The sequence below is a fragment of the Gammaproteobacteria bacterium genome (assembly GCA_041395725.1).
In the GTDB taxonomy this organism is placed as follows: Bacteria; Pseudomonadota; Gammaproteobacteria; order Pseudomonadales; family Pseudohongiellaceae; genus NORP240.
On record JAWKZW010000001.1, the window covers coordinates 4,143,844 to 4,158,619 of the forward strand.

Annotated in this window: 11 protein-coding genes and 1 tRNA gene; 6 read left to right on the forward strand and 6 right to left on the reverse strand. The window is 51.3% G+C overall.

Annotated features, from left to right (window positions below; genetic code table 11):
- Positions 1-219: 219 nt before the first annotated feature.
- Positions 220-1,830, reverse strand: a complete 1,611-nt coding sequence (locus R3F50_18350; GenBank protein MEZ5492249.1) for a hypothetical protein — start codon at positions 1,828-1,830, stop codon at positions 220-222.
- A gap of 401 nt (positions 1,831-2,231) precedes the next feature.
- On the opposite strand from R3F50_18350, the gene R3F50_18355 reads away from it, so the two are divergent.
- Positions 2,232-2,606 carry a transposase gene (locus tag R3F50_18355; GenBank protein MEZ5492250.1) on the forward strand — a complete coding sequence of 125 codons (375 nt, stop codon included), beginning with the start codon at positions 2,232-2,234 and terminating at the stop codon, positions 2,604-2,606.
- A complete protein-coding gene (locus R3F50_18360) occupies positions 2,554-3,165 on the forward strand; it encodes an IS3 family transposase (GenBank protein ID MEZ5492251.1) in 612 nt (203 codons plus the stop codon). The genes R3F50_18355 and R3F50_18360 overlap by 53 nt, the downstream gene beginning before the upstream one ends.
- A 362-nt stretch (positions 3,166-3,527) precedes the next feature.
- Here R3F50_18360 and R3F50_18365 read toward each other — a convergent pair whose 3' ends face one another.
- From R3F50_18365 to msrB, 4 genes are all read right to left on the reverse strand, one after another.
- Positions 3,528-4,421 (reverse strand): hypothetical protein, encoded by an 894-nt coding sequence (locus R3F50_18365; protein MEZ5492252.1) that lies wholly within the window; start codon positions 4,419-4,421, stop codon positions 3,528-3,530.
- Between the two features lie 624 nt (positions 4,422-5,045).
- Positions 5,046-7,055, reverse strand: coding sequence for an AAA family ATPase (locus tag R3F50_18370; GenBank protein MEZ5492253.1), 2,010 nt, complete (start codon positions 7,053-7,055; stop codon positions 5,046-5,048).
- 364 nt (positions 7,056-7,419) lie between these two features.
- Positions 7,420-7,496, reverse strand: a tRNA-Arg gene (locus R3F50_18375).
- A 50-nt stretch (positions 7,497-7,546) separates the two neighbouring features.
- Entirely contained in the window at positions 7,547-8,080 is a 534-nt protein-coding gene (gene msrB / locus R3F50_18380; GenBank protein MEZ5492254.1) for a peptide-methionine (R)-S-oxide reductase MsrB, read from the reverse strand.
- Positions 8,081-8,226: 146 nt separating this feature from the next.
- Here msrB and R3F50_18385 point away from each other — a divergent pair, with 146 nt between their 5' ends.
- Positions 8,227-8,685 (forward strand): GNAT family N-acetyltransferase, encoded by a 459-nt coding sequence (locus tag R3F50_18385; GenBank protein ID MEZ5492255.1) that lies wholly within the window; start codon positions 8,227-8,229, stop codon positions 8,683-8,685.
- On the opposite strand, the gene putP is transcribed toward R3F50_18385, so the two are convergent.
- Positions 8,686-10,170: a sodium/proline symporter PutP gene (gene putP / locus R3F50_18390; protein MEZ5492256.1), complete on the reverse strand. Its 1,485-nt coding sequence runs from the start codon at positions 10,168-10,170 to the stop codon at positions 8,686-8,688. It lies immediately after the preceding gene.
- 338 nt (positions 10,171-10,508) lie between these two features.
- Here putP and R3F50_18395 point away from each other — a divergent pair, with 338 nt between their 5' ends.
- The 3 genes from R3F50_18395 to R3F50_18405 all read left to right on the forward strand — a co-directional run bounded on the left by R3F50_18395 (position 10,509) and on the right by R3F50_18405 (position 14,692).
- A complete protein-coding gene (locus tag R3F50_18395) occupies positions 10,509-11,147 on the forward strand; it encodes a winged helix-turn-helix transcriptional regulator (protein MEZ5492257.1) in 639 nt (212 codons plus the stop codon).
- Between the two features lie 93 nt (positions 11,148-11,240).
- Positions 11,241-12,560 (forward strand): DUF945 family protein, encoded by a 1,320-nt coding sequence (locus tag R3F50_18400; protein MEZ5492258.1) that lies wholly within the window; start codon positions 11,241-11,243, stop codon positions 12,558-12,560.
- Complete coding sequence (locus R3F50_18405; protein MEZ5492259.1) at positions 12,560-14,692, forward strand: YgiQ family radical SAM protein; 2,133 nt, start codon at positions 12,560-12,562, stop codon at positions 14,690-14,692. The genes R3F50_18400 and R3F50_18405 overlap by 1 nt, the downstream gene beginning before the upstream one ends.
- Positions 14,693-14,776: the final 84 nt, after the last annotated feature.

The window sequence follows — 14,776 nt, forward strand, 5'->3', positions numbered from 1 at the left end:
TTGTCTCTTCTGGCGGAGAATTGTGAAGCGTTCTACCTCCTACGTTCAGCGATGCGACGGTCGCATGCTTCTCGAAGTATGCCTGCAGCTGTTCTCGTATTTTCCGGTCCGTGGGTTGAAGGGGGACGAGAAAATGCAAGAACGCATCGTGTAACGGTGCGGTATCCTTCACATCTGCGCGGAGAACATTGATGCTTGGACAAATCATCTCAACCGGCTTCAAAGCTCCAAACCACGCTCATCATCGGGATCCGTCGGCGGATCGCGTGGCGTATCTGGCTCTGTGTCACGCGGTCCGTTGGTCGGAGTTTCGACTGGAATGTCCGCTGGCTCGGATTCCTCGGCGACATCGGCGCTCTCGGAGTCCGCGCTAATCTGCAAGATATCGGCAAGTCCAAGTTGATCGCCATCGAACCGTTTTTTGCGAATCTCTTCGAGTATTTCAGCTTTCTTTTCGTTCATTACCTGATTCAGGTAATCGACTGCTTCGGATGTCAATTCGCCAATGCGAGCGCTTGCACGCTCCTCTTCATCGGCAACTCGCTGGACCAATGACGCTTGGATATTCGCAACCTCTGCTGTCGTTTCGCCAATCTTTCCGACGCTTTCCAGATAGTGCTTCGATGCCGTTTCAAATTGCTTTTCGAAGCTGTTCGTGGTTTCTGCGCAAGATGTCGAAAGAGTTTTCGCAGCGGTGGACACATTCTTACCGAAATCAGCGCCAGCCTCGCCCGCCGTCGCCTTGAACCTAATACTCGCGGCCTTTAGCGCGCTCCCGTAACGCGTAATCACTCTGCTTGCATGGCCATCTATCTTTGTCCTGTAATTTGACTGCGCCTCTTCCATGGCGTCGGCCATAGCCTTGACGTGCTCGGCGACCTGTAAAGAAACCTCTGCGCTCGCCTTACGTGTGGCCGCCATGACGTCGGTCAGCGTGCTGGCAGCATGACCGGCAGCGGTGCTAAGAGACGCCGCACCTTGCTCGAGTTTCCCGATCTGTTCCGAAAACGCATCCAGCGTGTGCTTGAGTTCCTCCTTCAGCACGCGTTGGTCTTGAAGCAACTGGTAACTTCCAGCCAGCGGCGACATAATCCTTATGCTCAATTTCCGGTTCAGTTCTTCTTCGAACTTCAAGAAAGCAAGGCTCGCCATGCGAGTTGCAGACCCGAGCATAAGCTGCACAGCGACCGAAGCGGTCAGGCCAACAAGGGTGAAGCCAAATTTGAAAGTGACGTTGCGTAACACCTCATCGTCGTTGTTGATATCCATGAGCGCTCGAAGGATAAACAGGACGGAAAACGCTAAACCCGCCTGAACCGACAAGCGGCTGAAGGCTATTGCTCGAGAAGCTGCAACAAAACGGTCCGGCAATTGTGCCGAAAACGACTCTGACACGCGCTGAAAAGCAACAAAACGCTGCGTTCCATCGTCGGATGGCATTGACGCGATCAAATTGTCCGTGAGGTTGAGCAGTCCATTGTTTAATTCAGCAAGCGGTTGGCGCAGCATAGCCGCATCTGCCCGGTTTTCGGGCTCAAGAACGTCTTTTACTTGGCGGGGTGATCCGGAAACCACGAAGGCATTACTTGCCTCTTCAGATGGCTCGTCCAGCGTTGCAAGCCGAGCGGCGTCGGAAATGGCCTCCGCTATATCGGCTGACTTATCGGGTAAATCATCGAGGTATTTCTGACCAAGGCGAATGCGTTGACGGAGGCGGAGGACAAGAAAAAGCAGCGTCATTGCAAAAAGGACCACTGCAGCTAGGTCCACAAGCTGAGTATTGGTAAGAGTTTGGGGAATTGGAAGATTCAATCCGCGCAAGAAATTCATAACCGACTATCAACTCCCTAATTTGCGAGTTCGACGAACAACGAATACATCCGAACTCTGCACCAGCCACACCGCCATTCTATGGGTTGATCGGGCTTGCCTCCGGCCTTCCGAAGTAGGCGCTACTAGGAGCAATATCCAGGATCGACCCTGTGCTTGACAAACCTCTATTTAAGAACTGAGCGAGTTCCGCGGCCGTTCATTAAAGTCCGACGCCGCCAGCGGGGGCCTTCGTCAGACTATCTTGGCGACCTAGACAAAGTAGTTAAGGTAAGTGTCTAGGTTGATGACCTCGGATCCCATCCTCGTCTTCCAACTCCAAGACCACAACCGCTAATCGAACTTTACAGGGTTTGCTAGACACCAAAAAGCCATAGAATCTAACTTTAAGCGAGGTGTCTATGAGTGGCAAGCGATATGACAAAAAATTCAAAAAGGACGCTGTCAAACAGGTAACTGAGCGCGGGTACTCAGTGGCGGAGGAGGCTCAGCGACTGGGTATCACCACCCACAACCTTTATGCCTGGATGAAGAAGTACGGCAAACCCAACCCCCGAGAGGCCTGCAAACCAGATGCTGAAGCGGAGATTGCTAAGCTGAAGTCGGAACTCAATCGAGCCACAATGGAGCGTGACATTCTAAAACGGCCGCCTACTTTGCCAATGACCACGAGTAAAGTATGCCTTCATTTACAAAGATCGCCAGGAATTTCCGACTCCGATCATGTGCAAGGTCCTCAAGCTGCATCCCAGTGGTTTTTATGCTTGGCGGCATAAACCGGTTTTTGACCGAAAGATTGAAGACAGGCGACTACTTAAGATGATCCGCGAATACTACGTTGCCAGTAGCGGCACGTACGACAGCCCCTGCATTTGCCGTGATCTGCGCGAAGCTGGAGAGGTCTGCAACGTACAGTGGGTAGCAGAGATCATGCGTAAAAACAGGCTCCGAGCACAGATCGGCTATAAGCGCCGCCACTTCAAATGCGGTAAGCCAGCGCAGTTGGCAGGCAAGCGGTTAAACCGGGTATATAATCCTGATAGGCCGAACAAAGCGTGGGTCGGTGACATCACGCATGCCAGGACCTACGAAAGATTTATGTATGTGGCGACCGTGCTGGATATATTTTCTCGAAATATCGTGGGCTGGACTATAGGCAAGAATATCGATCGACACCTGGTTACCGACGCCATTTCTATGACAAAGCTGAGGCGACAACCGAAAAACAAAGTGCTGTTCCACAACGACCAGGTTAGCCAGTACGATAGCCATGACTGCATCTCGTTCCTTGAAGCAAACAACATGCTGCCATCAATGAGCAGGCGAGGAAACTGACACGGTAACGCCGCAGCTAAAAGCTTCTCTGTGACATTCAAGAAACGTGCCACCCAGAGAAATATTTACACGACACGGGCAGAAGCCAAGACAGAGATATTTAACTTTATCGAGATATTCTACAATCCGATAAAGAGTCATTTAAGCAACGACGGGGTTTCCCGGTGAAATCTGAAGAGGCGTTTTTTCAGAGGCTGGAAAGCGTCTAGTGAAGCCTGAGAAGCCCAGATGATAATAAACCCAAACTTGTCGCTTTCAGGAATTCCCTTCTTGAGCTGGCCATTAGCAGAACCATTAATCTGTTATTCAAAAATATGTGAATCCTACAACGTAAATCTCTAAATTTTGTACATTTCGGTAGATCAAAGCCAGAAAGGTGCAACCCCCCTCTTCCCAATTTTTGTAACAACAATCGTCCCACCCTTTAGGTCGACCAGCAAATCAGCACGAGCATTCATAATTTGATCGTATAAATCATTGTCCGAAAAAATTTCTTCAACACCTTGCTGAATGGCATTGCCGCTTGGATATGAACCCTCTTTCTCCACAATTTCACTCAAGAGCCACGAAACGACTTCATCCGAGAACTGTACTGACGCGGGAGAGGGATTTCCAAATTTTGATGCCGCATAAGCCTGATGCCTAAATAATTTATTATTCAACGACACTCGGACCAACTCGTGAAGCTCTTGCTCAGATAAGCACTCGAACGGAAGGACAACATCTGCCATTTCAATTACTGCCCGAACAATTTCTGGCGTCATTTGTTTAGGGGGTTCAGACATTGCTGCGTTTATGAGAACCTCCGTTGGATCGTGATCATCAAATCTGTATAAATCTGAGCTTAGATTAACTTGAATGAAAAAACCGCGCCGGAACTCTCCCAATTCACGAAGTTTCTTCGTTTCAGCATTCAGCAGCTCAAGTGTGCGTAAAGTATTTTCTCCATAAAGTGGGCGATAAAATAGCGAATCATGAGAAACTTCCGTGAAGTAACGATCTGAGAGACGGTCTATGCCAATACCGTTGTATATAGCTATATCGTTACCGTATAGGTACTGAGTAAGCATTCTCAGCACCGTTAGCTTTCCATGCCCATATCGACCGATGGCTGCAATAATGGGTGCAGGGATCTTTTGGATCTTATGAGGACTCAAACCTTCAGCAATAGCCATTTTAGCTTGGCGTTGCCCCACTACCCTGCAGCTGAGCAACTTTAAAACGTCAAGGTAGCGCTCAAACTTATTATGTTCCATAAATATGTCCTTCGCCTTGTGTTTCGTTCCTAGATTCGCTCGTGCATTCCGATATATCTAGGAGTTTATGACCTAACAGAATATCTAATAAAACCTTACAACTAGTGACATTTATGGTTGAGCGGCTAGCTCTAGCTCATCATTTCTGAGCCAGGGATTGCGCTCGATCTGCCCCGACCATACCTACGGGGACGATCGCAGTCCAGCGATGATAACGTAGTTAGATATCCGTCTATCCTGCGCAGAATAGTTCCATAAAGTGTGACTAAAATCTTCATAATTCTCCATTTGTCTTACAAGCTAATTGTCACAGGCCCTGATCGATTTTCACAGACCCAGATTGACCTCTTGACAACCAAATGGAGACAACAAGGAGGCGCTATAGCCAGACCATTAAGTGTGGTCGATCAAGAGGACCTTTCAACTGACATCTATAATAAAAATATTGGCCTGCATCCCGAAGAAATAGTACCCAGAAGCAGCAAACTAGTTTGGTGGATTTGCAATCGAGGGCATGAGTGGAAGCAGGAGGTTTACAAACGGACAAGATCAAAACAACTAATATGTCCTATATGTAAATCACTAAAGCAGCACATTGAATAGGAGCAAAGAAGATACTCGAAACTAGTCCGGGAAAAGCGAATTAATTTTTCCAAACAATTCCGAAAATTTGTTAATCGTACCTTCTGAGAAATCGGTAGTGTTAGCACCTTTTTTTGCAAGTTCGTTAGCAGGCCGATAATGATTAAATCTCTCTACAGACAGATGTTTATTAATTTGCGCTATTACTCTACTTAAGCTCGAATCGAGATCATTAACATCAATATTAGAATACTGATCAAACGACGCATTAAACAATTCCAAGTATTCGTCTTTGGCAAACAAATCTTCTACGTCTGCCTCATCACTGTCAGATCTAAATTCATCGTAATACCTTACAGTACTATCTTTAATAATTTTTTCCCTAACTAAATTATCTAGCTTAGTTTTACTAGACACATCAATGCTTGAGTCAAGCAAACAAACAATATTCAGTTTTGTGCCTCGCATAAGGGAAACAAATGTTGATACCTTTTCTAAACCACCGACGGGGACTATTGTTATATCTTCTCTAAGAAAATTTCTACCTTCCTCCTGCAATATTCCTGACATTACTTCTAAGAAAATAAGATCCGAAACCCCTTCAACCAATAGATTATTTTTAGAAATAAATAGATTCTGCGCTATGTCATAGCCCAAAGCTGCTTGAAGTGGAAAAAGCGTTTTGGGATCTTTTTCCTGAATAGAATCTGATATCACGGATCCTTTGTCAGATTCGACCACAGTTCTTACATGATGTAACTTTGCCGGATCTACCATAAAGGGTGAATGTGTGGTGTAGATTATTTGATAGTCAGTCGCCAAATCTGAAATAAACCTTAATAAATCTGATTGTGCTGACGCGTGAAGATTTAGCCCGGGCTCATCTAAAAGAAGTATGTAGCTAGTGTCTTTATCTTCTTGAATCTTCTGAAACCATACCAGAAAGGAGAAGAACCAGTTAAATCCTTTACTTCTGTTTTTTAGTGGCAAGGAAACACGGGCTCTGGAATTCCAAACCCTAATATCTAAAATATGCTCCGCAATTCTTTGGTTACCCTGGGGGCCTGTCACTATTTTTTTATCAATATCAAATTTGATATCCAAATTTGTATTTGTTGACCAATATTTAAAGAGTTCTTGAGTGATTGTAGCCTCTGTAGCCTCCAGCTCAGCTTTGTAATCCTCAAAATCTTCAGCGCTAATTAGCTCATCTACATTAATATCTGCTAACTCAAAAAGTGCTTTTGCTGTTTTTAAATCATTTGACTCCAACTGTTCATTTTTTAGTTTTTCAATGCTAATTCTTGAGGGTAGCGAATAGAATTCGTCGTAGTACAGGAACACAGGTAAGTTGGGTTTTAGGTAAGTACGCGCAATATATTCGCTAACAGCCGATGAGCCCCAATTCCATTCATTGACAAAATACTTATTTAGCGAATTGATACCACTGATAATCTTGTCGTCTTTATACCCGTCTCTTATTGAAGTTAGCTCATCAGCGGATTTAACCTTAACTAATTTTCCAATCAAGGCAGTGCTGTCAATATTATCTTCTCTTGTTTTATTTTTTATTAACGCCTCAATGTTGGTATCTACTCCACTATAGGCATTTGTATTGTCATATTTCGTTGTAATACTGAATTCTTTTGAAATGAAGACTTCAGGACCAACATCTTTTTCAATCTGAGACATTAGCGAGTCAGATATTTGATAAACACAAGTAATTGCAGCAGGGTTCTGACCAGACTTCTCTATCGCTTTTTTCTCTCGTCTCGGGTAATCATGAGTTAAGTTAAATACAAAATCTTCGTCATCTGAAAAATATCGGGTCTTAGCAAGCGCTTCCAGGACTGAAGTTTTCCCAGACTCATTCATGCCTACCAATACAGTGGTCTTTTCGTCAACTTCGAATCGCTGATCCGACTCAACGGACTTATATTTTTGAATTGTCGCTTCTTTGAGAGAAATCATACGATTACCCATATATTGGAGTTCTAAATTGAAACGGGACCAAAAGTAATTTGCCCAAGTAAAATCAATCCCGTCTTTCACGTGGCGTCACATTAGAACATAGGCACACTCAGCTTCAAGCATCAATTCGAAATTTGGTATCTTGGCATCGTCTCTGAATTATTAAAATCGAACTCGCGACTTAGTCTACATTGTGTCTACACGAGCATTAGGGGTCTCGATGCTAGCTGATATCGACGAGCAATCCTTACATAACCTATTGATTTTATTCGTGCCCGGGACCAGAATCGAACCGGTACGGAGTTTCCTCCGAGGGATTTTAAGTCCGATTTATTTTTAAGAATGACGGATTAGAGTTACAAAGGTAGAAGAGTCCCCCGTGAAGCCCCGGAAGATGCGATTGGTTAGAGTCGCAGTTAAAGACCATGTAACTTATTGATTTTATTGGTGCCCCGGGCAGGATTCGAACCTGCGACCTGCCCCTTAGGAGGGGGCCGCGCTATCCAGCTGTGCCACCGGGGCTGCGCCGGCAAAGTATAGCATAAAACCAGCATTTTCAGAGATCCAATGCGTTATCCCTGATCCGGCGTGAAGACCAGCACAGCACCATTGCTGCAGTAACGCCTCCCGGTGGGCTGCGGACCATCATTGAATACATGACCATGGTGGCCACCACACCTTGCGCAGCGGTATTCCACCGGGCCCAGCAGGCCCAGGCCGACGCGAATCTCCTCCAGGTGACCGGGTATTGCGTCCCAGAAACTTGGCCAGCCGGTGTTGCTGTCAAATTTCCACTCTGAGCGAAACAGGTCCAGGTCGCACCCGATACACTTGTATACACCGGGACGCTGCTCAGTAAGCAATTCACTGGATCCGGGGTCCTCAGTTTCACCCATGACCAGGATCGAATACTGGAGGTAACTCAGCCGGTCGAACCACTCCTCTTCGTTAATGTAAATCCGCTGGGCATCCGCTTCGTGTGCCCGGGCAGACAGACTGAACGCACCGAGGGAGCCAAAAGCCCCTAACGTACCCCTGCCGCCGAGCTTTCCCAGCGTCGGCAGCGCTGACACTGCCATGACTTTAAACACCGTTCGCCGTTTCATAAACCTTACAATCCTCGTAAACCGTCCAGTCAGCAAACCAGGACGACGCTGAAAATAGTAACACGCCTCGGGCGCATTCCGTGCTATGTTTACCCGGAATCCATGGGCTGTCCCGACCAAATTGAGTACACCAGGCAGCGACCTGCATGTCAAAACTGAAATGGCAGTGCCTGACCTTTCATGCACTGACACCCGCACAACTCTATAGCCTGCTGCAACTGCGATCCGAGGTGTTTGTGGTAGAGCAGGCTTGTATCTACCAGGATCTCGACGGCCTGGATCAGGATGCCATGCACCTGTTAGGTTACCTGGAAGACAAGCTGGCCGGCTACGCGCGGCTTGTGCCGCCGGGAGTGAAATACGAAGAGCCGGCTATCGGCCGAATCACCAGCACACCTTCACTGCGACGCCACGGGTTTGGCCGGTCAACGGTCAAGAAGGCAATCGATATCTGCCAGGACATCTGGCCCGCCGAAGGCATCAGGATCTCAGCCCAGCAGCGGCTGGAGAAATTCTATCGGGAGTTCGGCTTCCATCCGGTCTCGGCGCCCTATCTCGAAGACGGGATCCCCCACGTGGAAATGATTCGGCCAGCCAGTAAATAATTATCCGCTCCGGCGGGATTGGCTTTCACTGCCGAGGGCCTGCACCTGATCAAATTCAGCCAGAATCTCGCCATCTGCCTGGGGAGCCAGCCTGGAGACGCCCCCGATCACCAGTGACGCAATGGCGAAGCCGGGCACCATCTCGTAGAGGTCAAACCACCCGCCCTCCAGGCTCGACCACAGGACAACGGTCACCGCTCCGGAAAGCATCCCCGCGATAGCTGCCAGCCCGGTCATCTGGCGCCAAAACAGGGAGAACAGAATCACCGGGCCGAATGAGGCGCCGAATCCAGCCCAGGCATAACTGACCAGGTCCAGTACCCGACTGTCACGATCACTGGCAATAATGACAGCGACCAGGGCAATGCCTATGACCGCCGCCCTGCTCACCAGCAGCAATTCTTTTTTGCCGGCCCCGGGCCGGATGAACACCCGGTAGAAGTCTTCGCTGATCACGCTGGAGGACACCAGCAATTGCGAGTCGATGGTGGACATGATGGCCGACAGAATAGCCGCCGAGATAATCCCGGCGACCCAGGGATTGAACAGGGTCTGGCTCAGGGCAATAAACACGGTTTCCGGATTATCCAGCGGTTGCTCCGAGAAATAGGCCATGCCGGCCAGGCCCGTGCTCACTGAGCCGATCAGCACAATAACCATCCAGCTCATGGCCACCCGTCGCGCCGCCACCAATCTGGCCGGGCTTTCTATCGCCATAAAGCGGGCGAGGATATGGGGCTGCCCGAAATAGCCAAGCCCCCAGGCCAGCAGCGAGACGATGCCCGCCAGGGAGGTGCCATAGAACAGGCTGACACTGGCCGGGTTCACCTCTCGCAGCTGTTGGCTCAACGCGCCAGGACCGCCGGCGTCCCGCAGCACCAGCAGCGGGGTAAGAATTAGTGCCAGCAGCATCAACAAGGCCTGCAGGGCATCAGTCCAGCTGACCGCCAGAAAGCCCCCGACAAAGGTATAGGAAACGATGACCAGGGCGCCGAGGGACAGCGCTACCCGGTAATCGAGGCCGAAGCTGCTTTCAAACAGAATCGCACCGCCTACCAGTCCCGAGGCGGTGTAAAAGGTAAAAAACAACAGAATAACCAGCGCCGACAGAACCCGTAACACGTGACTGCGGTCGGCGAAGCGGTTCTCCAGGTAATCGGGCAGGGTCAGCGAGTTGCGGGCATGATGGCTGTATACGCGCAGCCGTCGACTGACCAGCCGCCAGCTGGCATAAGCGCCACAGACCAGGCCGATACCGATCCAGACCTCACTCAGACCGGACAGGTAGACAGCCCCGGGCAGGCCGAGCAGAAGCCAGCCGGACATGTCCGAGGCCCCGACGCTCAGGGCGGTCACTGCGGCACCCAGCTTACGCCCCCCGAGAATATAGTCATCAATATTGTGGGTGCGGGTATAGGCGACGACACCGATTAACGTGACCATCAACAGGTAAGCGACAAAGCTGACCAGCAGCGGTAACTCCATTTTGCATGATCCTCGAAAGTCTGCGTTGCGGGATGCCAGGGCCTGTTCACACTGACTTAATTGCCGCTGCTGGAGTTCATTTTTGCCTCCAGCCAGGGGGAATGAGTGTAGTTTAGTCGTTCTAAATATGCGAATTCCAACAACGCGGGAAGCGAAAATGGCCCCAGCCCTTCGGGTTGTGACAATCAAATCAGTGTGAACAGGCCCTGACAATGGCACTTCCGGCTGAACAGCCGCCCCTTAAAGCCAGGCCACTGTCTGACAGAGAGGATTTACTACAGTAAACGCTATTGTTAATCTGCCGATACCAATAGGCAGTATCACGACGGAATTGATGGATGAACCTCTCGGTCTCGCAGCAGAACATCCTGGAGCAGCTCAAACAGCACGGCAGTCAGTCGGTAAAACTGCTCGCCAAGCGCCTCAATATGACCACCATGGGCATTCGGCAGCACCTGGCAGAGATGCTCAGCGACGGGCTGGTTGAGGCCACGGTGGAAACCCGCCAGACCCGGGGACGCCCCCTGCACCTGTGGGAACTGACTGAAAAAGGCCACGGCCAGTTCCCGGACGGCCATCGCGAAGAAAGCTGCGAACTGATCCAGGTGATCAGAGAGAGCCTCGGTGGTGACGCCCTCATCGAACTGGTGGACCGGCGCAGCGACAACCTGGCCGCGCAATATCAGCGTGTTCTGGCTGACAAGACTGACCTGGCCGAGCGCATCAGAACGCTGGCCTCGCTTCGCTCCCGGGATGGATACATGGCAGAGGTACGGCTGCTGCCAGACCAGAACTGGTTGCTGATCGAGAACCATTGCCCGATCGTCGGCCTGGCGCAGAGCTGCCATCATTACTGCCGCGCCGAGCTGGCTCTGTTTCAGAAATTGCTTGGCGATCAGGCAGCAGTCAGCAGGACAGAGTACCTGCTGGAGGGCAATCGCCGCTGTGCGTACAAGATCGTCAAACTGCGGCCATAGGACAGGCTGCCGGGCCAGTTCTGGGGAAAATAAACCGCCTTAGTGTTAAAATCCCGGCTTTCCCTCCCGTGCTGTTAACAACCTCGGAATCTGATGAAAAGAAAGCTGTTGATAATTATAGCGATCCTGACGGTCGCACTGCTTGTCATCCCTAACTTTGTGGGTGGCGGCATACAGTCGGCCACCGTGGATTCGCTGCTGGAGCGGATGTCTGCTGAAACAAGGGCGGCACTGGACATTGAGCAAACGCAATTCGAACGCGGCTGGTTCAGCAGCCAGGCCCGCATTGAAGTCCGTCTCGATGAACTGGACGAACTGGCCGGTGAACCGGTTACCGTGCTACTCGACCTGGATATTCGTCATGGCCCCCTGCTCTTCACACCACAGGGGTTGAGACTCGGCACCGCGTACGCCTACATTGCCCCCAGCGTCAACGGCCTGGCAATGGAAAATCTTGCTCCGGACGCCGCTGTAGAAACCCTTGAATCACTGCTGTACCTGTACGCCGGATTCGACAGCACCCTGGAGCTGGGAATAAACGTTGATCAGCTTGTGGCCAGCAGTCCGGAATTTCGTTTCTCCGTGGCCGACATTCGGGGTACCTCTTTGATACTGCCCGACCTTTCCAGCGCAGCTGAAGCTGAATTCACCACGACCACGCTGACCGCCACAAACGGTCAGTTTGACCTGGCGATGCAGAATCTGCTGGCCAGCGGGTCAAGATCTGACGTCAGCCGTCCGGTGTCCCTGGGTGAGAGCACCATCTTTATTTCACAGCTGAGCAGCAGCGCACCCCTGCCTCTTACATTACATTCACTGCGGGCTGATTACCGGCTGAGCGATAGCCCGGGCAAGACGACGACAATGGATTTTTCGCAGAATTTCAGCGTCGGGTCGATCGACTGGGATATGCCGATTACATCCTTTGACTGGCAGCTGCAGGTCAGCCAGTTAAGCCGCCAGTTACTGGAGTCCTACCTGCAACTGGCGCAGGAGGCCAGTCAGGCACCAACGGACGATCCGGCTCAGTCCGGTGCATCGCTCAACTATCTCAGTCAGGGGTTTATCCTGGGCCTGGCCCGGGAGGCTTTTCAACTCGACAATACGCTTCAACTGGGTGCCTTTGACGGCACCCATAGCCTGACTCTTGACATCAACTGGCCGGGACTGCCAGATCTTGCCAGTATCGAGGCCTTTGATCCGGGCGCAGCCCTCAACGCAGTCGCGATCACGCTTACCTTCGATGGCGATCAGGCGGCCCTGATGAACAGCCCGTTCGCCCAGACCGTGATTGACTACCAGGCGATGCTGGAAGTGGACGCAGGTCGCGTCAAAGCCTTCGTCAGCCTTGCCAATGGCGAGCTGAATATCAACGGCGACATCCTGCCCCTCGAACAATTTGTGAACCTGTAATGAGCAAGAATATCCCCAACACGCCATCGTTATTCGGCTACCCCAGATATTGGGCCGAGTGCTTCGGCACCGCAGAATTTCTCCCCATGTCCCGACAGGAAATGGAAGCACTGGGATGGGACAGCTGCGACATCATCCTGGTTACCGCAGACGCCTACGTGGACCATCCCAGCTTCGGCATGGCCGTGGTCGGGCGCTTTCTGGAAGCGCAGGGTTTTCGGGTCGGCATAATTTCCCAGCCCGCCTGGGATAGCGCTGAACCGTTCAAGCAGCTCGGCGAACCCAACCTGTTTTTCGGGGTAACTGCCGGCAACATGGACTCCCTCATCAATCGCTACACCGCCGACATGCGTTTTCGCAGTGAAGACGCCTACACTCCCAACGGCGAGGCCGGCAAACGGCCGGACCGCTCGGTAATTGTCTACAGTCAGCGCTGCCGTGAGGCCTACTATGACTGCCCGATCATTATCGGTGGCATCGAGGCAAGCCTGCGGCGCATCGCACAGTATGATTACTGGAGCGATGAAGTACGCCGCTCGATCCTGCTCGACTCGAATGCGGATCTGCTGGTCTACGGAAATGGCGAAAGAGCCATCGCCGAAATTGCCCATCGAATCGCCCGGGGTGAAAAGCCGGCGCAGATGATCGATATACGGGGAACCGCTTTCCTGCGGGAGGAAATCCCCGACCAGTGGACCGAGATAGATTCCACCCGTATCGACTGGCCGTCCAGGATCGACGAGATCCCCAATCCCTACGATTTTGATCATAGCCCCAAACCCAACAGCCAGGAGGTGCCTTCAGTCGACCAGGACGCCCCGATAAAAATCATCCCGATGCCACTGCAACGGCAGCACGAACTGACTCCGGACAACAGTTACATCCGCCTGCCATCCTACAACAAGGTCAAGAATGACCCGGCCCTGTATGCCCATGCTTCCCGGGTCCTGCATCAGGAATCCAATCCGCATAACGCAAAACCTCTGGTCCAGAAACATCAGACCCAGGACGTCTGGATAAACCCACCGCCTATTCCTCTGGAGACAGAAGAACTGGATGGAGTCTTCGACCTGCCCTACCAACGCCGCCCTCACCCGTTCTACGGGGATGCCCGGATCCCTGCGTTCGAAATGATCAAGACATCCGTGAACATCATGCGTGGCTGTTTTGGCGGTTGTACGTTCTGTTCCATAACTGAACACGAGGGGAGGATAATTCAGTCCCGTTCTGAAGAATCCATTCTGAAGGAAATCGAGAAAATCCGTGATCAGGTGCCGGGCTTCACCGGCACAATTTCAGATCTTGGCGGCCCCACCGCCAATATGTACCGGCTGAATTGCAAATCGCCCGACATCCAGAAAAACTGCCGACGGCTGTCCTGTGTCTATCCAACCATCTGCAAACATCTGAACACGGATCACAGCCCGACCACACAGCTATACCGCAAGGCGCGGCAGATTCCCGGCGTCAAAACCGTAGCCATCGCATCGGGCCTGCGCTACGACCTGGCACTGCGCGACCCCGAATACGTGGAAGAACTGGTTACTCATCATGTCGGTGGGTACCTGAAAATTGCGCCCGAGCACAGCGAAGCCAATACCCTGTCAAAAATGATGAAGCCGTCAATCAGCGCCTACGACGAATTCAAGAAACTGTTTGACAAATTCTCCCGCAAGGCCGGCAAGAAGCAGTATCTGATCCCCTATTTCATCGCCGCCCACCCTGGCTGTGAAGATGAAGACATGCTTAACCTCAGCCTTTGGCTGAAGGAACATGACTTCAGGCCCGACCAGGTGCAGACGTTTTATCCGTCGCCCATGGCCCTGGCTACAGCCATGTACTATTCAGGCAAGAATCCGCTTAAAAAGGTGCGCTACAAGAGTGAATCGGTGTTTGTCTGCAAGGACATTCAACAGCGGCGCCTGCAGAAGGCCTTCCTGCGCTACCACGATGAGAAAAACTGGCCGTTGTTACGCAAGGCGCTGCGGGACATGGGGCGCGCAGATCTAATCGGCAACGGTCCGCGCTGCCTGGTCCCGCCTGAAAAAGAGAAGACCAGGCACGTTAATAAATTGCGCCGTGGTCAGAAAACTGGCGCCACCCGCGCCCATAGGCGCCCCTCCCGACGCTGAAGGGGCAGCCTCGTCCGTGAAACCTCTGCCGGGTTACTTACTGCGGGTTGCAGTAACTCCGCCGAGGTTCCCTGATATCCGTTT